21 protein-coding genes are annotated in these 16,109 nt (G+C 40.3%); 6 read left to right on the top strand and 15 right to left on the bottom strand.

Annotated features, from left to right (window positions below; genetic code table 11):
* Positions 1-10: 10 nt before the first annotated feature.
* The 12 genes from H3302_RS07975 to H3302_RS07925 all read right to left on the bottom strand — a co-directional run bounded on the left by H3302_RS07975 (position 11) and on the right by H3302_RS07925 (position 6,664).
* On the bottom strand, positions 11-337 hold the full coding sequence (locus H3302_RS07975) for a hypothetical protein (RefSeq protein WP_182396358.1): 327 nt from the start codon (positions 335-337) through the stop codon (positions 11-13).
* An 8-nt stretch (positions 338-345) separates the two neighbouring features.
* Complete coding sequence (locus H3302_RS07970) at positions 346-528, bottom strand: hypothetical protein (RefSeq protein WP_182396357.1); 183 nt, start codon at positions 526-528, stop codon at positions 346-348.
* 4 nt (positions 529-532) lie between these two features.
* Positions 533-1,429: a hypothetical protein gene (locus H3302_RS07965; RefSeq protein ID WP_259369891.1), complete on the bottom strand. Its 897-nt coding sequence runs from the start codon at positions 1,427-1,429 to the stop codon at positions 533-535.
* Positions 1,426-1,629: a hypothetical protein gene (locus H3302_RS07960; RefSeq protein WP_182396356.1), complete on the bottom strand. Its 204-nt coding sequence runs from the start codon at positions 1,627-1,629 to the stop codon at positions 1,426-1,428. The genes H3302_RS07965 and H3302_RS07960 overlap by 4 nt, the downstream gene beginning before the upstream one ends.
* The gene (locus H3302_RS07955; protein ID WP_182396355.1) at positions 1,626-2,069 is read right to left on the bottom strand and encodes a hypothetical protein; all 444 of its coding nucleotides are present in this window, start codon (positions 2,067-2,069) and stop codon (positions 1,626-1,628) included. Before H3302_RS07955 ends, H3302_RS07960 begins: the two co-directional genes overlap by 4 nt.
* A 22-nt stretch (positions 2,070-2,091) precedes the next feature.
* Positions 2,092-2,514 carry a phage virion morphogenesis protein gene (locus tag H3302_RS07950; protein WP_182396354.1) on the bottom strand — a complete coding sequence of 141 codons (423 nt, stop codon included), beginning with the start codon at positions 2,512-2,514 and terminating at the stop codon, positions 2,092-2,094.
* A 2-nt stretch (positions 2,515-2,516) separates the two neighbouring features.
* On the bottom strand, positions 2,517-2,984 hold the full coding sequence (locus tag H3302_RS07945; protein ID WP_182396353.1) for a phage protein Gp36 family protein: 468 nt from the start codon (positions 2,982-2,984) through the stop codon (positions 2,517-2,519).
* Positions 2,985-3,060: 76 nt separating this feature from the next.
* Positions 3,061-3,996 carry a capsid protein gene (locus H3302_RS07940; protein ID WP_182396352.1) on the bottom strand — a complete coding sequence of 312 codons (936 nt, stop codon included), beginning with the start codon at positions 3,994-3,996 and terminating at the stop codon, positions 3,061-3,063.
* Between the two features lie 41 nt (positions 3,997-4,037).
* Positions 4,038-4,433, bottom strand: coding sequence for a DUF2190 family protein (locus tag H3302_RS07935; protein ID WP_182396351.1), 396 nt, complete (start codon positions 4,431-4,433; stop codon positions 4,038-4,040).
* Between the two features lie 4 nt (positions 4,434-4,437).
* Positions 4,438-5,574, bottom strand: coding sequence for a hypothetical protein (locus H3302_RS07930; protein ID WP_182396350.1), 1,137 nt, complete (start codon positions 5,572-5,574; stop codon positions 4,438-4,440).
* A gap of 141 nt (positions 5,575-5,715) precedes the next feature.
* On the bottom strand, positions 5,716-5,850 hold the full coding sequence (locus H3302_RS19895) for a hypothetical protein (RefSeq protein WP_259369890.1): 135 nt from the start codon (positions 5,848-5,850) through the stop codon (positions 5,716-5,718).
* A gap of 352 nt (positions 5,851-6,202) precedes the next feature.
* Positions 6,203-6,664, bottom strand: coding sequence for a hypothetical protein (locus H3302_RS07925; RefSeq protein ID WP_182396349.1), 462 nt, complete (start codon positions 6,662-6,664; stop codon positions 6,203-6,205).
* Between the two features lie 154 nt (positions 6,665-6,818).
* Between H3302_RS07925 and H3302_RS07920 the strand changes: the two genes are divergently transcribed.
* A complete protein-coding gene (locus H3302_RS07920; protein ID WP_182396348.1) occupies positions 6,819-7,586 on the top strand; it encodes a hypothetical protein in 768 nt (255 codons plus the stop codon).
* Between the two features lie 11 nt (positions 7,587-7,597).
* On the opposite strand, the gene H3302_RS07915 is transcribed toward H3302_RS07920, so the two are convergent.
* Genes H3302_RS07915 through H3302_RS07905 form a run of 3 tightly spaced genes read right to left on the bottom strand, consistent with a single transcriptional unit; the run spans position 7,598 to position 11,298 of the window.
* Positions 7,598-10,267: an ATP-binding protein gene (locus tag H3302_RS07915; protein ID WP_220469624.1), complete on the bottom strand. Its 2,670-nt coding sequence runs from the start codon at positions 10,265-10,267 to the stop codon at positions 7,598-7,600.
* Positions 10,268-10,309: 42 nt separating this feature from the next.
* A complete protein-coding gene (locus H3302_RS07910) occupies positions 10,310-10,798 on the bottom strand; it encodes a hypothetical protein (protein WP_182396346.1) in 489 nt (162 codons plus the stop codon).
* A gap of 17 nt (positions 10,799-10,815) precedes the next feature.
* Positions 10,816-11,298: a hypothetical protein gene (locus tag H3302_RS07905; protein ID WP_063705208.1), complete on the bottom strand. Its 483-nt coding sequence runs from the start codon at positions 11,296-11,298 to the stop codon at positions 10,816-10,818.
* 145 nt (positions 11,299-11,443) lie between these two features.
* Here H3302_RS07905 and H3302_RS07900 point away from each other — a divergent pair, with 145 nt between their 5' ends.
* From H3302_RS07900 to H3302_RS07880, 5 genes are read left to right on the top strand one after another with little or no spacing between them, the layout of a single operon-like run.
* Positions 11,444-11,755, top strand: a complete 312-nt coding sequence (locus H3302_RS07900; RefSeq protein ID WP_063705210.1) for a helix-turn-helix transcriptional regulator — start codon at positions 11,444-11,446, stop codon at positions 11,753-11,755.
* A 41-nt stretch (positions 11,756-11,796) separates the two neighbouring features.
* Positions 11,797-12,225 carry a hypothetical protein gene (locus H3302_RS07895; protein ID WP_180311579.1) on the top strand — a complete coding sequence of 143 codons (429 nt, stop codon included), beginning with the start codon at positions 11,797-11,799 and terminating at the stop codon, positions 12,223-12,225.
* 21 nt (positions 12,226-12,246) lie between these two features.
* Positions 12,247-13,167, top strand: coding sequence for a hypothetical protein (locus H3302_RS07890; RefSeq protein ID WP_182396345.1), 921 nt, complete (start codon positions 12,247-12,249; stop codon positions 13,165-13,167).
* A gap of 9 nt (positions 13,168-13,176) precedes the next feature.
* A complete protein-coding gene (locus tag H3302_RS07885; RefSeq protein WP_182396344.1) occupies positions 13,177-14,841 on the top strand; it encodes a Mu transposase C-terminal domain-containing protein in 1,665 nt (554 codons plus the stop codon).
* Positions 14,831-16,090: an AAA family ATPase gene (locus H3302_RS07880; RefSeq protein WP_182396343.1), complete on the top strand. Its 1,260-nt coding sequence runs from the start codon at positions 14,831-14,833 to the stop codon at positions 16,088-16,090. The genes H3302_RS07885 and H3302_RS07880 overlap by 11 nt, the downstream gene beginning before the upstream one ends.
* Positions 16,091-16,109 lie beyond the last annotated feature (19 nt).

Genomic DNA, 16,109 nt, shown 5'->3' with positions numbered 1-16,109 from the left:
GCAACATCGTTTAGTTTTTTTCCTGTACACGGTATTGCGCGTTAATGCACTCAACACTTAACCGTGCAGTTATGCCTGGATACGCAAGCATTTCTTCAAGTGTGTCAGTTGCAAAGGGTACTTGCTTACCTTCATCAACAAACTCATCCCAGCCAATAAGTAAGTCACGAACAATTTCCTTATCATTCGCGCCTTGTTTGCCAGTAAGTTCTTCGAGCGTTTGTTCATCAACAATTTTAATTTTCGCTGTGAATTTGAACTGCACCCCCGCAAAGGTAAAATTTAAAGGCGCTTCAGCTGATGTGTTTTTCAATTCATCTAAAAGTTTTAATTTCATTTTTAAGTTCACTTATATGCATTAGTCAGTCGTTTAGCCTCATCCTTTGCGGCTTTATGACTACTAAATTCAAGAATGCCACTGCTATCTTTGCAGTAACTTGGCGCTTTTCCCTTTGGCTTTGCAATGACCGTGTAAAATTCAACAATTCCTGTGTCGATATTTGTGACGTTGACGGCTTGAAAACGCATGGTATTACTCAAATACGATGGTTAATTCATCGTAACCCGCACCACTGGGTACCAGCTTTCCATCAAACTCATAGCCCGTTAATTCAGAGTCAAGGCTTGTGTATTTAGGTGGTGGCATTTGATAACGGCCAATAATGGTGACTTTTTTACCCACAGCTGTACCGTGTGTAAATTCAAACATCTGTACTTTGCCAACATCATCGAAGGGGTTGAAGCTGGCCAGTTCTTCAGCTGTAAGCGTAAAGTTGGCACTGCTTTCATGACCTGTGATCATAATTCCTTCTTGGTTAATGGCACGGTCAAATATCACATTATTACCTAAGTCCACGGTCAGCTTGTGTAGGGTTCGCTTCACATCATTTAACTTAAAATCAGAGCTATTACTTACACCAAGTACTTCAGGGCGAACCCATCTCGCCCAATCCACTACAGGCGCAGCTGCACTTGCAATAGGCGCACTAAATAAGCCTTTAAACTGCCAATTCAGCATTGGCTTACCTTTTTCAAGTTGTAAGCTCACATTACCTTTCATTTCGCTTATTTCATGCGTGTTCTTACCAAAGCGAACCAGGCATTTAACTGCAACAGCGGCACCTTTGGTAAACGTCACACTTGTAGCATCAGCTACTTGCACCATGCCACACGCAAGTAATAGGGGCGCAAAGGCAGGCTCATTACCTGCAACGCCACTCATGGCTAAGGGGGTTTTAAAGTTAAGGCTTATGTGCTCACCGTAAAACGTTTCTAGGCTTGCACCGCTGTAGCTTGTTTCAAGCTCGTCTTTTTCGCTTTCGTTCTCGATGGCAAGTTCAACTTCACTTGCATAAATTGCATGCATGCCTGTGAGTGTGGTGCCTAGGGCATCTGCTAAAATTAGTTTATCTTTAAAGCGCCAGCTCATGATTTAACCTCCACTTTAATTAACTCGCCATCTTTCAAGTTAAACGCACCAGCCAGTTCGGTTCGAGCGGCCTTATTACTTGAAAGTACCTTGTTTACATTGTTCGCAATGGCCATAGCACGAGACACTTTAGGCTGTGTAATAACAACGCCTTTTTCTGGTGCTTGTTTTGTCGATTGCGATTCGGTTTGTTTGCTCATGGCATCACCTTCACAGTTACGGTATGAATACCAGTCACGCTGAACTGGCACTGATAAATTAAGTTGTTTGTTTCTTTGTTAAGCTCAATAGTGCGGCCTTTATCTAGCTTAATCGGGTCCCATCCTTGAAACTGGCAACCGGCTAAGGCTTCTTTCACTTGGCCTCTTAACTCTTTAATTTCGGCATTGCTCGTTGCGTTGCCTGTTAGGCAAGGAATAACAATCATCACAGCAAATGTTTCATTTACCTGGTATTCATCAAGCCCTGGTACTTGGTTTGTATTCTGGTTATCTTCAGCAAGGGGCAAAACAAATAGGTGCGAACTATGCACCGCACGTTTCCTCACTTCGTTAAAGTCACTTGAAAACCCAAGCGTTGCTCTAATTGCAGATTGTTTAAGGACGGTTTCGACCTTGTTTAAATCAAAGTTAAATGACATTTAAACCCTCTTTAAACTCACTTTAAATTAACCAGTCTTCAACGATGTCGTTAATTTCTGCTTCTTGTATAGCTGCAATACCGAGTATTGGTCTCGCAGGCAGCTTTACGTTTTTATTGCGTCCTGTTTCACCACCAAAGTGGTGTATGGCGGCATACTTTTCACCAAGGCCATGCACTAACGTGTTGTAGCTTACGTTGTGTGTAACTGAGCCAGCTAAGCTGCGTGTATCGGTTAGTGTTAAACCGCCACGGTCTTTTGCAGCCTGTGACTGTTCCCACTTACGCCCTTCAGGTGTCATTTCACGTAAAAAGCGGGTGGTGACGTCCATGTCTAAAAATGCGCCGATATCGTCCAATACATCGGTAGCTCTTTCACTGGTTGTTGCAATTTGGCTCAGGCGGGGCAGTGCATTACCCGATAAATCGATAAATACCCCAGCCATCGTTAGTACCTGTCCCAGTCAAATTGAGAGCCTGCAGCTTTTGTTCGCATCCCAGTTCTTGAGCCTGCAGGCGCATCTTCCTTAATTTGGATCACACCTTTACTAACCTTATCTAATAGGGCCATGGCCTTTTTATTCAGTTCTTTAAGGTGTTCGTCGGCGATATTGGTTGCCAATTCACAGTGCATTAAGTCAATCGCAATGCCTGGCAAAACCGACGAGTTAATATCGTCTTGTGTTAACTTAAAACGCGCTACAAAGCCCGTAATAGTGGCGTTAACGTCTTTTTGTGCTTCGCTGTACCAAGCAGCAATCTGCTGTTGCAACTCTGTTTCAGGTTCACCCAGTAAGGCCGTTTCTACATCGTCACGGGTAGGGTATGCACCTGGCTCTGCAAATTTTGCAGATACAAATTGCAACAGCACATTAATGCCAATTTTGTCGATAACTGTTTGAGTTGTCGTAAACATGTATGCCTCAGTTAGTAAAAAAAGGCTCTCAGGAAACTTGGAGACTAAGAGCCTTTTACAGGGAACAATGCGTTAATTAATTCGGGTTAAGTACATTCGTTAGTAAGATGCCGCAGTCTTTGGCAATCACCACTTCTTTAACTGCTTCACCAACCATGACTTCTACACCGCCATTTAAGCCTGCAGCCACATCGCGGTTAGAAGAAACACGCGAGCCATAACGTGCAGTCAATGCAAATGTCATGCGTTGATTTTGGAACGACGCCAGCGGGTCGTGATAGGTAAACGATAAGTTGTCAGCAAAGGCGCGTTTTAAATTAACGTCTTTGCCTTTTTTGGCTGTGTTTAAACGTGCTTGCCCAACATTGATATGTTCAAGCTCAAGCTGCTCTAAAATCCATTTCCAAGGCACCAGGCCTTTATCACCACTAGTGCCGTTATAGGCTTTAACAAGGTTTGGGTGAGTGCGAATTTTAGTTGAAACTGCTTGAGACATATTAATGGCGTTAGGGCGCATCAACGGCTCATCAAGAATTTCAAGTAAGAACGGCAAGATATCCAGTTCTGGATCATCTAAGAATTTAAAGCCTTGAGCGGATAAACTTTCATGTTTACCAAAATTCGACGCGGTGTTATACAACTCTGCAACACGAACCTCACGACCAAGTAGCACTAAATCAGTGATACTTTCAGCCGCATGTGTACGCGGGTTGTAATTAGCTGGTGCGTTATCCTCATCATCATTGGGAATAATGTCAGACAAACCATAATCAACCACTGAACTTTCTTTCTCTGTAACAGAGAATTCAACCTGATTCGGGCCCGATTTACGGCCAATTTTCATATCAGGTAAGGTAAACTTGTCGCCTTTATTGTACTCAGTCCATTTAAATGCACGTTTACCAACAGGCGAATAAGGGGCTAATTGGTCAGCAATTAGCTTTTTGTTTTTATAAGCAATGGCAATAGCCGTTTGCTCTGTATCGGGTGTAAATGGCATACCATTACTCATGGCAATTCCTCACTTTATGAAATTAAGTTAACCCAAGCGCCTTACGCGCTTGGAATCGTCGCAATGAGTTGCGGCGCTAAAAAGATGTCACCAATGGTGCCAGCATCGCCGGTTTCCATTGCCCAGCCAGCAACATGAATTTGGGTTTCCCCTACATAGTCGGCCAAATCCAATGCAATGGCTTTACCTTCAGCATCAGCAACAATTAAGTCACCAGCTGCAATATCACCACCAAATTCAACTGGGGCACTTTGTGTCATCACTACATCAACACGTAAATGGTTATCAGTGCCTTGCTCCGTTACGCCAGCAAATACCGCGCTTGCATCTGTTGCAGCAACAACATGAAAATCTTCAAGTGCTGATACAACTACAAGGCGATTCGCTGCAATTGCTGAAACAGCCGAAAAGTTTCTAATAAATCCTGGTTGCGCCATGATTTTATGCCTTCTTAATGTGGTCTAACGCAGACGAGATACTAATCGTAATGCCTTTGTCAGATTGTGATTGCTGATACTCAAGCGCTTTAGCAGCAAGCGTTTCAGCTGTGTCGTTGCCGTCTTCGTCGCTTGTATCATCTTTATTAAACTCGCTTGTTAAGCCAGTTTGCTCGGGTAAGCCTTTTAAAAAGCCTTTAAACCATTCTGCAGGCTTAAGCGTTTGGCTCTCACCATCCGCTGCAGCGAACTCAAACGTTGTGTCACCATCGTCTAGGCTTGCCATAAACTCAGCAACGCCATCTGTGTTAGTTAAGCGCGGTGCATCACCACTGTTAACTTCATCAGTGATAAACGTTTTGGCAGCAGTTACACGCTGGGTGTATTCAAGTTGCTTGTTCTTAGCATTGGCTGCATCAAGTTGGTCTTGAAGTGCTTTCTTTTCTTCTTCGTCCATCGCATTGTCCTCATTGGTCGGGGGCGTGGCGTCATCATCGCCACCTTTACTAAATTCGGCATTACCTTTGGCTCGCTCATGCTCAGCGATAATGGTTTCTTCTTTTAACCACTCTGATTCATACTCAGGCACAACTTTATCTGCCGCTTCACTACCAAAACGGTCAGTAATAAAGTTGCGCAAATTGCCCATAAGGCGTGTGAGGGTGTTTGATGTTCGTAGCGATATACTGTCCATATCACCGGCAGCAAATTCAAAGGTAAGGGTGTCGGCGTTTTCATCCTGGTTAAATTGCCAGGCTAAACCGTCTACAGCAGGGGGCTTACCACCTAAGTAACCAATGTGGGCAAGTTTGTAGCCGTTTTCGACTTTTTCTAATCTAACTGAGCGGTTAGGGTAGCGCTTATCTTCAACAGCTTGCGCAAACTCACTGCTTACTTCATCAGCTTTAGCGTAAAGTACGCCGTCTTCGGCTTTTAGTTCACTGGCCCAACCCCATGCAGGTGAATCCATTTTAGGGTGGCCGATTACAAGCGGTGCGGTTTTAGGTGTGAAGTTAGCAACAACGCTATTTAAATCAGCGTTACTAAAAGTTTGGGTATTGCCTTTGCTGTCTGTTTGGGTACCAGCTTTAAAAACTTCAAACCAATCGAACTGTGTATTTGTGCTTGCTTTCTTTGCCATGATTTAAGTGCCAAAAATGAATTAACTGGCACCTAGTTTATGAATCAAAGAAAGGGGAGACTGCTGGAAAAGACTTTACAGCTAAGGGTATGGGGTAACTAATATAGGCTAAGCGGGTATCAAAAAAGTCGCAAGGAATTTTTATGGCCCACTGTTCAAGTTGTCAAACAGCTCTAACGAATGACGAGCAAACATATCTAGATGATCAATGCTCTGACTGTGAGTATGACAGCCATGCTCAAGCATATGCGTTATGTACGTTTTGTAATTCACCACTCTATACACCTATTAAGTTAAATGGCTATTTTTACTGTTCAAATAAATGCGCTCACAAAAAAGAGTCAAGACGAGGCCGAAAGAGTTAAACGTGACATTTTAAGCGAGAAACTAAAAAGCCACGTTTAAATTATGATTAAACTATGTTTAAACCGTGTTTAAATTCGACTGAGAGCGTTTAAACGATTTAAACACGAGCCATTACAGCCAATCACAAAAACACACGCCTTAAAATCGCTTACAGGCGTTTTCCCCTTTTTTTAAAACTGTGCTAAAAAATAAGCCCCCTTAGTCAAAAAACTAAGAGGGCTTAACCCAACATAAAAAAGGGAAGATAAATAAACCGCTTGATTTATTTGATACTATTTTTTCCCATGTCGAAAGCAAGGTCGCAGGACATTAAGTCGTGCTGGCTTAGGGAGTCACCACCTGCAGCATAAGCAGCAATAAGCAATGGCCGGTTACTGTACTGTATGCCCATTTGCTTGCATTCCTTCTTAACCAATTCTACAACACGCTTGCTAATAACAAGCGACTCATCAACCGTCATTCCATGTAAAGTACTCTTTAGTTCAACCGATTGAATTAAAGTTTCTTCTGGCGAGGCTATTGGTCCTGCAAATTCAAAATTACCGTCAAGCTCAGCAACAGAAATAGTTTTAGGATCTGTGATAAAAAGCGCATCGTCCAATATAACAACTTCTCTTACATGAGGCTTCTGCAAATAGACGTTCTGCTCAGGGAGTAAAATTCTAAACCAGTAGTGCCCTGGTAGTGTGGGCTTAGCTTTTGTCCAGGTTAAGTTAGTCATCATCTTTCTCCGCTCAATTAATAGGGTTCAAAACAAATAGAGTTATTGAGCGTCTAAGATATCGATAGGTGGTAACAAGTGCTGCGGGAAAAACCTTTACATATAAAAATGCTGTCGATAATGTAACCAATAGGATTAAAAACAAAAAAGGAAACACATGAAAAAGCTACTTTTAACCCTCTCAGTTGTGGCAGTTCTCAGTGGTTGTAAGACAACTGAAGATGCTTACAAAGCTAGTGCATCTTTAACATACCCTGCAGAACCTTCTTATGCAGATGTTTTACTCTCATTAAATTCTCCCATTATCCTCGATAGTTTCAAATGCTATGCCAGTAACATGGACATATCTGACAATATTTCACCAAAAGGTGATCAGGGTTATTACTGTTACAAAGTTATAGGACAAAGTGGGACGATGGTCTTTGATGGGAAACAATTCATTGGGCTAGAAAAGTTTAATGAAGTAATGCGTAAACATGACGATGTTTACAAGTTCACTTCCCCTGTTCATAACCGAGTGGCTAACACATCAGTATTTAAACTTAAGTCTTCAACTGATCTAACTAAAGCAGAAAACCAGCAAGCTCAAGTAATTAGCGGTTGTTATAAAAAAACAAATTATCAAAACGACGTATTAGCAAAAGTTATTTCAAGTAAAAAAACCCCATGGAAAGCTAAATTAGTCAATATAGATGAATCAAGCGTTGGCGTTACTGCCTATCTTTTACCTGTATCATTCAATAGCAAATATCATGATAAATTTGAATTCCGCGCTGATATACTTTTAAAAGAGAAATCTGGTTTAGCCAATTACAACATAGGTGACGTAATAGAGTTTGAAGGTGATCTAGTTTTGATCACAAAAGGAACTATTTTGAATGACTATGCGTGTACTGCTAGTTTTAAAAATGGTCGTTTCCTTTAGTTAAAAAGCCCCTAACTAGGGGCTTTTTCATTTCTAAATAGCTTTGAAGTGACACTTAATGGAAATCCAATACAGATGCTAGTACCAGAACTACTACTTTTGAAATTTAATTTGGCTTTATATTTTTTAGCAATGTCTCTCATCACATATAAACCTAGGCCATATTTAAAAGTACGAGCATAGAGACTACACCCTATACCATTATCTAAGATTGACACATGAACTTGGTTTCTAACTTGCTCTACGAATACTTCCACTTGATTTGCCTTGCCATGGTCAACAGAGTTTCTAATTGAATGATAAACTAAAGCATATATATCACGTTCAAGATCACTTTCTAATTTCTTATTGTTACTTATCGATATTGTATATTCGAAATTAAGATTAATTTGCTCGAATTGAAGCGCTGCCTTCAAAGCATCCAACCCTTGTTGAATAGTTCTTTTACCTAATGCTGCATTACCGTGAGCTAAAGGTACAAGCTCATCAATTGCTTTATCCAGCTCAACTAATCCATCGGCAAGTTTATTTAAATCTGGACTACTACACGCACTTTTTGCGCGTATCAGAGTTGTTAGGATCTTATTAAGTTCGCAAGAACCTAGCATGTTATATAGCTTTTTATGTACACCGTAGTTGGCTTTGAGTAATAAGACGACAACTAAAATAATTAAGCTAATGATTAATGCAGGTATAAGAAAAATTAAGACTGTAACAGCTGCTGATTCATACCACTTTCCAAAGAACGTCAATGTAATTGGCTTACCTTTAACCCATTGGCCGCCATTGATTCTACTCTTGTAATTTACTTCATATGTTCCTGGTCTAATGTTATGAAAGTTAATCACGCCACTTTCAACAGTAATCCATTCATTGTTAATTGAATATGCATATTCACTTTTGCCTACAAAACTTCCATTTGAAATATATAAACTTACTTGCTTACTGGCATCATAGCGCTCTAGCTGGTCACTAAGGTATGTATTACCAACTCGAATTGTTTTTATCGATGGTTCAAGTTGTGTGGGTTTGTTAGCTAGCTTAATAGTAGTAAGACCAAATTGGGTACCAAAAGTAAGTTCATTATTATTTTCTAACAACATTGAGTTAGGTGTAACATTTAAACCTGATGTACCTGGCATTAATGAGTACATATAATCGCTGTACCTATAAACACCATCGATGGTGCCTATGAACAAATCATTTTGGTGAACGATTAAATCAATAATACTTTGGGGGCTATCAATTCTTGTTAATTTTGAATCTTGATATTTGAACAGTCCGTTGCCAAAAGTGCCAAAGAAGATAGCGTTTTGATATTTAACAGCATCGACAACAATACCAATTTCACTACCATGATAACCAATTCTGTTAAGCTTATCTTTTGAGTAAAAACCTTCTGCAGACAAAATATAAGTATTATCTTCTATAAACTTAACATCTAAGATCTCATTGTTATGAAGAAGTGAATTAACATCATATAGATCAAGAAAGTGTTCTCCATCATACGTAAAAACACCTTCAAAACTTGAAGACACAAATAATAATTTTGATTTTTTGCTTAAACCAATTACATATCTATCATAAAGTTTTTCTGAAGTATTGTTTTTAAAATTGTACTTTGTAAGCCCTTTATTACTTGCAATATACAAAGTCTCATCAATGACTTCTAAGTCAGTGATGACGTATCCATACTCCTTTGGGTCACCTATCAAAGTAAACTTATCACCAACTTTTTTATATACACCTTGTTCGGTTCCTACAAAGAAACCACCTTCAGAGAGAACTTTAATATTGTAATCAGAAGAAATTGGCAAGCTGATTTGAGTGATTGCGGCTGGTTTTATTTGTACATTATTACTCGAAATAAACCACATATTTTCAGCATCATCTTTGAAAATTCTACGAATAGGGGAGTTAACCACATTTACTTTTTCATTTATTACTGAAAAATCCATTAAGTTAAGATGTACTACAGCTCCATTTTTTTCAATGAACACCGTGTTACCTAAAGCGTAAATTGATTTTGGCATCGTTGGCCATGGTATAGATTTACTCTTACCGAAAGAGTCATAGTAATACAATGCCTGGTCTCTCCATGCTACAAGCCCATATTCATTGTTACTAATTTTTGTATACATTGCAGGTGTTTTGTCTATCAATTTTGCTGTATTACCATCAACCATGAATAAACCTACATCAGTATCAATGTACCCATCGGCTATAGAATGAACTTTTAGATCATCTGGTAATAGCTTCAAAGGTTCTAACTTTTTACCTTCGTATTCATAGCTATTTAATTTATGGCCACGTAAGCAATAAATAACATTTTCAATAATCCCAATTCTCCAACACCCAGAATTCGTAAGTAGACTAGTTTGATTGTTGTTTAGGTCTATTCTGTAAAGACCTAAGTCACCATAGGCCAAAAGTAGTTCATTGTTTTTTTCAAGGTACCTTACGTCTTCGAGCCAATTATTAGGGACTTCAAAAAGATCAGATAACGGAACATAGTTTTCGCCATCAAGTCTAAAACCTCCTTTTTGGCTGGCTTGATAAATAAAACCACTTTTATCTTGAGTGATACCAAAGCTGTATCCTGCTAGCTCAGTTGCAGGGCTAAAATAGGCTATAAATAACAAAGTAAGGTAAAAAACTGATTTCAAAAGCGTGTGTTCCATGCGTAAAACTAGGGCTTTAAGCCCTAGCCTCCATATATTTTATTATTGTAATTCGCTTGGGTTATGACTCCGGGTGCCGCATAACTGTAAGATTGCAGGCCCAGTATTAGCGCTAACCGTTTTAATACTACTAAACTCTTGCAATTCAACAACTTTAGTAGATTCATTGGGCCATTCCAATGCTCCAAAAGCATTAATTAATAGCATGGTGGGTTTTCTTGGGTCATCTGGATTAGCTTTTGTAAGCCAGGCTTGTTTCACTTTTTCTCCAGCTGCTTGGCCATAAAGCTCTGAGTAGGCATGTGCCAAGAACTTAGCTCCTTGTTCGGTAGTTACGATCAAACCAGTTTCAGAGAAGTCAGAGCCGCAATCAAAGCTCATATCAACCGTCATATCACTACCATCAGGCATAAGTAACGTTGAATTAATATGTTTTACTTGCGCTCGATCACTTAAAGGTTCGAGCGCTGAAGTAGGGAGGGTTAGTGCCATTAAGGCTACAATAGCAAAAGTTTTTAAATAGGTTTTCATTTCACATCCTAAAGAAATTAAACCAGTTTGAGACTACTCCTCGCAATAGCTGTAACAATAGCTCGATCACATTCATACTCAAGAGCTGCATCAACAAGTATTGGCCTTAGCGACTTGCGTACTGCAAGTAACCTTTCAACTGGAAGATCATTTTTTGTAACAACCTCATCCATTATTGATTCCACCAAATTATCAATATGAATAACTTCTTCTTTGACAAGATGGTAAGAACTTTCAGGTTTTGGTTCATTCAGTTGAAGATTAGATTTACTGCTCGTGTGCTTTAATCCAAATATGTGATCAAGTGAAATGCCTCTATCAACACAGGCTTTAACAATTCCCTCATATGGTAATGTGCCCCTATTCATTGCATTTAAAAATGCAGACTGAGACAACCCCATAGCAAGTGAAAGTGCTCTTTCACTACCAACACCAAATTCTTTTTTAAGCTTTTGTGCAGCTAGCTCTATATCAACTTTTTTTAAAGTATCAGTAGTCATAATTACTTGTCAATACAAATGTAATGTTAAAAAATACAAAAATAATGTTACGGGTCACTTAACAATACATATGTAATGATACAAATTAAAAAATGAACAAAACATTACAAATGTATGCAACTAACTTTACATAGGATAACTTAGCATGAAATCTAACGGTTTAGTATTTGAAGATATACGCAATAAATTGCATGAAAAAGATATTCTTCTCACCGATATTGCAGAGGCATTAAAAGTTTCTCGCTCTCACGTTTACTCAATTGCAAAGCGATTAAACAAATCTCAGCCTGTAGCAGAGGCTATTTGTTCAGCTTTAGAGCTAACTCTTGAAGAAGTCTTTGGCGACACTTACGTAGGGCACCAGCCTAGAGGTAGAAAAGACCGCGCATCAAGAAAACAGCAAGTTATTAATGCAATTAGAAATAAAAAACCGATTCCTGCACCAACATACAACTAATCGGTTGAATTAATCCAATAAATCTACAGGGAAAAATTACCATGAAAATTACTGATTTAACGCCGATATTCAACCAAGATGATGCACCTAATTGTGATGTATACCATCAGTTTCTATATGCTGTGAACGCAGCTGCCAGAACATGTGGTCTCACAAGACAGGGGATAGTTAACCGCATGAATCAAGCTTTAAAAGTTGATGATGTTGTAATTAATGAAACTCTTTTGAATAAATACCTTGCTCCAGGTACTGAAAAGTATCTACCAGCGCATCAGTTACCAGCCTTGCTATGGGCCATCAAAAGCATAGAACCTCTAAACGTATTACTTGAACCTCTATTGTTCAAAGCCGTAGACCAGCGATCACAACTTTTAGAAAAGCATGCTGAACTTCAAATGGAAATTGAAAAATTTTCTGAACAGCAACGCGAAATTCAAAAAACTTTATTGCCCTCTAGCAGTAATCAATAACCAAAATTTCTAGGTAAAACTATGACTATCAAAGACCAAGATCCGTCTGAAATTCAGGTTTTCAGTGCTGAAGAGCAACAGCAACTTACTGCAAAGATCGAGAAAATGGCAGGGCACATTCAATTGGTAATGCCTGATTCCGTTGATGAAGCATGGCAGCAAGTTGTACGAATGGAAGAACAAGCTTTAGTTGATACAGCTAAACGTGGCTTGCTTTATCTATCGATAAAAATGCATCTAGGTCATGGCGAGTTCGAACAAAAGCTACGAGCTAATGGTATTGCTCCGCGTTCAGCACAAAGCAGTATAGCTGTAGCCAAGATGTTTTTAGCACTACCAGACTCAAAAACGCCGACGTCAGCGCTTTTGAATATGAATAAAAGCAAGTTGATTGAAATGGCGCGTTTACCTGTTGAAACCGTTGAAGCGCTAGACGAAGACGACCTAGAAACACTTAACGAGTTATCTGTACGTGAGTTTAGAAAAGAGATTAAAAAACTCAAAGAGAAGCACACTGAACTTGAAGATCAGACAGCTACGCTAATAAACGCGCTTGAAAATGAGCGATTAACAAAAGCACCTAAACAACGCTACGAGTTACCAATACTTGTTGCACAGGTGCGTCAAAACGCATTTGCACATAGCGCCATTGTTAATGAGTCACTTGAAGAGTTCATAACCATGGTTGAGCAATTATGTACAAGCCGCGACCTAGACCAAAACCACCGCATTGGCGGCGCTCAAACTACATGGCACTTATGGCTAGGTATTCAACAGCGAATTAACCACATGCTTAACCGCTTAACTGAAGAGTTTGGTTCGGAGAACCTAGTTGGCGCTGAGCAAATTCCACACTTCGCCGAAGACGAATGGCAAGACGCACAAGCTAACCGTGAATACATGCTTGCCATGTTTAACGACCGTATTAAAACCCGCGAGTAGGAGAGAGTAATGCATCCTGCAGTTCAAAAATTTAATAACTTACCAAGTACGGGCTTAGAACTAACCTGGCAAAACGCCAGTGAACCAGCACGTAAAAAAGCCCAAAGCAGAGCTGTACTGGTTCGTCACTTATTAACCCAAGAAGGTGGTTTACCAAAAGCATTTGCAAATTTAGTGTCAGAGTACCGTGGCAACACAGCAATTAGCTCTGTAACAACAGCAATTAATGCATTAGGTAAATTGCCAGGGCGCGCAACAATTTATAACTGGTGTAATGCATATAAAGAAAACGGTATTAATGGTTTATTGCCAAACCATAAAGGCAAAGCCCAAACACAATACAGCTGGCTTGCACGTTGTTTAGAACTTTACCACAGCCCAAACAGCCCAAGCTTTGCGCAAGTGTCCGACCAACTTAACAAAGAAGGTTATAAAGCAGAGCACCATCAAGTGCGCCGTTTTATTAATGGCTTACCTCACGAACTAGGCCCACAAAGCCCGTACCGTATGGGTGCTAAGTTGTACCGTGAAAAGCATAAAGATCACTTATTGCGCTCAACAGAAAACATTAAGCCTGGTGTTTTGTATAACGGCGATGGCCATACGCTTGATGTTTATTTAGCACACCCTAAAACTGGTAAGCCTTACCGCGCAGAGCTTACAGCGTTTCAAGATGTGGGTAGCCGCTGCATTGTTGGCTGGGAACTGGGCTATGCAGAAAGCACGTTAGATACGCTTGCAGCAATAAGCCGTGCTATCAAAGTACACAACAATGTACCTGCCATGTTTTATCTAGATAACGGCTCTGGTTACAAAAACAAATTAATGAACGATGAAACAACCGGCTTTTATGCCCAGTTTGAAATCGACGTTATTTTTGCAATACCAGGTAATGCACGTGTTAAGTGGATAGAACGCTTTTTCTTACACATGGAAGACCGCGTTGGTAAACGTTTTAGTACTTACTGTGGGCGTGATCACGATGACCGCCATAAGCAACTTATCTTAAAAGAAGCAAAGCAGGGTAAACGTAAACTTCCGACTGTTGACGAATGGATAGCCGAGTTTAAAGCCTTTTTAAATGATTACCACAACAGCGAGCACCCTGAAATCAAGGGTAAAACACGCCAGCAAGTATGGGACGAAGGCTTAGAACGTGTACCTCCAGTAGAAGACGATTTTGTCATGCTACCGCGTGAAAAAGTAAATGTTCGCCGTGGCCGTTTCCGCCTGCACCAACGTGACTACAGCGCTGATTACTTACATCAGTTTAATGGCCAAGAGCTAATTGCTGCATACGACTTACACGATGACAGCTACACCAAGCTTTATAAGTTAAACGGTGAGTTCTTAATGTTTGCAAACCTTAAAACCAAGTCGCATGCCGTACCTACATCGCGTATCGAACAAGCCGAAAGCAAACGCCGTGAAGGTCGCTTAAAACGCTTAGATACCAAACGCCGTGAGGTTGAAGCACAAGAAGCAAATGATCGCATTATTGATATTAAAGCGGTTGAAGAACTTGCAGCCCCTGCGACACCAGCAATTGCACATAAACAAGAAGTTAACGTGTTTGAGTTCGATGTAACACCAACTAAACCACAACACGAAATTGACTTAGACGAATTACTTGATCAACCAACTACACGCAAGGAACAAAGCTATGAGCTATAAAACCCCTTTTACCTATTCAGACGAGCAAACACTTCGTGTTGAGCTGATCAACCAAGAAATGTCGACGTTAGGTTTAACACCTGAAAAATTAACTTGTGGCTATGCTCTGCAGTCAATTAAAGAAACACTGGCTTTTACATGCACCATCAACCCGCAAAAGATTATAGATGAACTGTGGCAAGAGCTTTTTAACGATGCCAGCATCAATGAAATTCAGAAACGTAATGGCTTTAACAAGTCGTACTCAAAGGCTGACCGTGATTTATGCACACGCATTTGTTTACGCTTGCAATCGCCCGAAATCCGCGACCAAAACATTACCAGTGCGAGTATTGCAGCCAGCATGGGTAAAAGTGCTGCAACTATTAGCCAACTGATTAACGGCAAATATAACGCAAACCCAAGCAAACATTTGCACAACATTTGGGGCATTTTACAACCTGCAGAACTTGAGCAACCAAAGCAATCAGCTGATAAACAAGTAGCAGAACCTGAAGAACGTAAGCAGGTCAGTATTGTTTACGGCAAAGTGCCGTTTATTCCTACTAGTACATCTAAGCTTATTGCGATGGCTTGCGACCAAGCAAGGCAACGCCGCCGCTTTAGTGTGTTTGCTGGCCAAGCTGGTTTAGGTAAAACAAAAGGTATTAGCGAGTATTGCCGCAATAACAAAGAAGCCATTTTAATAGCCGGCAGTGAACAAACCAGCAGTACACAAGTGCTTGATCAATTAATCCTGGCATTAGGCTTGTCACGTTGCCCAAGCGCCTACAAAAACATGCAAAAGATTATTATGGCGCTGCGTGATACAGACCGTCTGATCATCTTAGACGAAGCCGATAAGTGCAAACCTAATGCGCTTGACCCGTTACGAACTATCAGTGACCAAGCCATTGTGGGTGTAACCCTGGTAGGCAATATTCAATTAGTCGACAAACTTCAAACACAAGAGCGCTACGAACTCATTGCAAGCCGTGTGTGCTTTTGGCCAAAACCAATCGGGCAAGTAACGGTTGAAGATATTCAAACCCTGTTCATTGAGCTAACCGAAGGAACAATAAAGCTTGCAAGTGACGATGCAGCTTGGTGGCAATGGCTTCACAAACGTGTTGAAGGTAATGCCCGGGAGTTAGTTGAAAACCTATTACCGCATGTTTTAAACCATGCCGCCAAAAAACCAGATGTTGCGATCGATAAGTTACTTATCAATGGCATTTTCAGTTCAGTACTAAACAAACCAGCAGTTTAAACGTTAGTTAAACACCATT

Origin of the sequence: Pseudoalteromonas sp. MT33b (assembly GCF_014117385.1) — a bacterium.
In the GTDB taxonomy this organism is placed as follows: Bacteria; Pseudomonadota; Gammaproteobacteria; order Enterobacterales; family Alteromonadaceae; genus Pseudoalteromonas; species Pseudoalteromonas lipolytica.
Note: the sequence above shows the minus strand (reverse complement) of the source record. Positions and strands in the feature narration are given on the sequence as shown.

What these genes read in the sequence shown, in the direction of transcription:
- H3302_RS07975 (WP_182396358.1), bottom strand. Translation starts at nt 337, where the DNA reads ATGAAATTAAAACTTTTAGATGAATTGAAAAACACATCAGCTGAAGCG.
- H3302_RS07970 (WP_182396357.1), bottom strand. Translation starts at nt 528, where the DNA reads ATGCGTTTTCAAGCCGTCAACGTCACAAATATCGACACAGGAATTGTT.
- H3302_RS07965 (WP_259369891.1), bottom strand. Translation starts at nt 1,429, where the DNA reads ATGAGCTGGCGCTTTAAAGATAAACTAATTTTAGCAGATGCCCTAGGC.
- H3302_RS07960 (WP_182396356.1), bottom strand. Translation starts at nt 1,629, where the DNA reads ATGAGCAAACAAACCGAATCGCAATCGACAAAACAAGCACCAGAAAAA.
- H3302_RS07955 (WP_182396355.1), bottom strand. Translation starts at nt 2,069, where the DNA reads ATGTCATTTAACTTTGATTTAAACAAGGTCGAAACCGTCCTTAAACAA.
- H3302_RS07950 (WP_182396354.1), bottom strand. Translation starts at nt 2,514, where the DNA reads ATGGCTGGGGTATTTATCGATTTATCGGGTAATGCACTGCCCCGCCTG.
- H3302_RS07945 (WP_182396353.1), bottom strand. Translation starts at nt 2,984, where the DNA reads ATGTTTACGACAACTCAAACAGTTATCGACAAAATTGGCATTAATGTG.
- H3302_RS07940 (WP_182396352.1), bottom strand. Translation starts at nt 3,996, where the DNA reads ATGAGTAATGGTATGCCATTTACACCCGATACAGAGCAAACGGCTATT.
- H3302_RS07935 (WP_182396351.1), bottom strand. Translation starts at nt 4,433, where the DNA reads ATGGCGCAACCAGGATTTATTAGAAACTTTTCGGCTGTTTCAGCAATT.
- H3302_RS07930 (WP_182396350.1), bottom strand. Translation starts at nt 5,574, where the DNA reads ATGGCAAAGAAAGCAAGCACAAATACACAGTTCGATTGGTTTGAAGTT.
- H3302_RS07925 (WP_182396349.1), bottom strand. Translation starts at nt 6,664, where the DNA reads ATGATGACTAACTTAACCTGGACAAAAGCTAAGCCCACACTACCAGGG.
- H3302_RS07920 (WP_182396348.1), top strand. Translation starts at nt 6,819, where the DNA reads ATGAAAAAGCTACTTTTAACCCTCTCAGTTGTGGCAGTTCTCAGTGGT.
- H3302_RS07915 (WP_220469624.1), bottom strand. Translation starts at nt 10,267, where the DNA reads ATGGAACACACGCTTTTGAAATCAGTTTTTTACCTTACTTTGTTATTT.
- H3302_RS07910 (WP_182396346.1), bottom strand. Translation starts at nt 10,798, where the DNA reads ATGAAAACCTATTTAAAAACTTTTGCTATTGTAGCCTTAATGGCACTA.
- H3302_RS07905 (WP_063705208.1), bottom strand. Translation starts at nt 11,298, where the DNA reads ATGACTACTGATACTTTAAAAAAAGTTGATATAGAGCTAGCTGCACAA.
- H3302_RS07900 (WP_063705210.1), top strand. Translation starts at nt 11,444, where the DNA reads ATGAAATCTAACGGTTTAGTATTTGAAGATATACGCAATAAATTGCAT.
- H3302_RS07895 (WP_180311579.1), top strand. Translation starts at nt 11,797, where the DNA reads ATGAAAATTACTGATTTAACGCCGATATTCAACCAAGATGATGCACCT.
- H3302_RS07890 (WP_182396345.1), top strand. Translation starts at nt 12,247, where the DNA reads ATGACTATCAAAGACCAAGATCCGTCTGAAATTCAGGTTTTCAGTGCT.
- H3302_RS07885 (WP_182396344.1), top strand. Translation starts at nt 13,177, where the DNA reads ATGCATCCTGCAGTTCAAAAATTTAATAACTTACCAAGTACGGGCTTA.
- H3302_RS07880 (WP_182396343.1), top strand. Translation starts at nt 14,831, where the DNA reads ATGAGCTATAAAACCCCTTTTACCTATTCAGACGAGCAAACACTTCGT.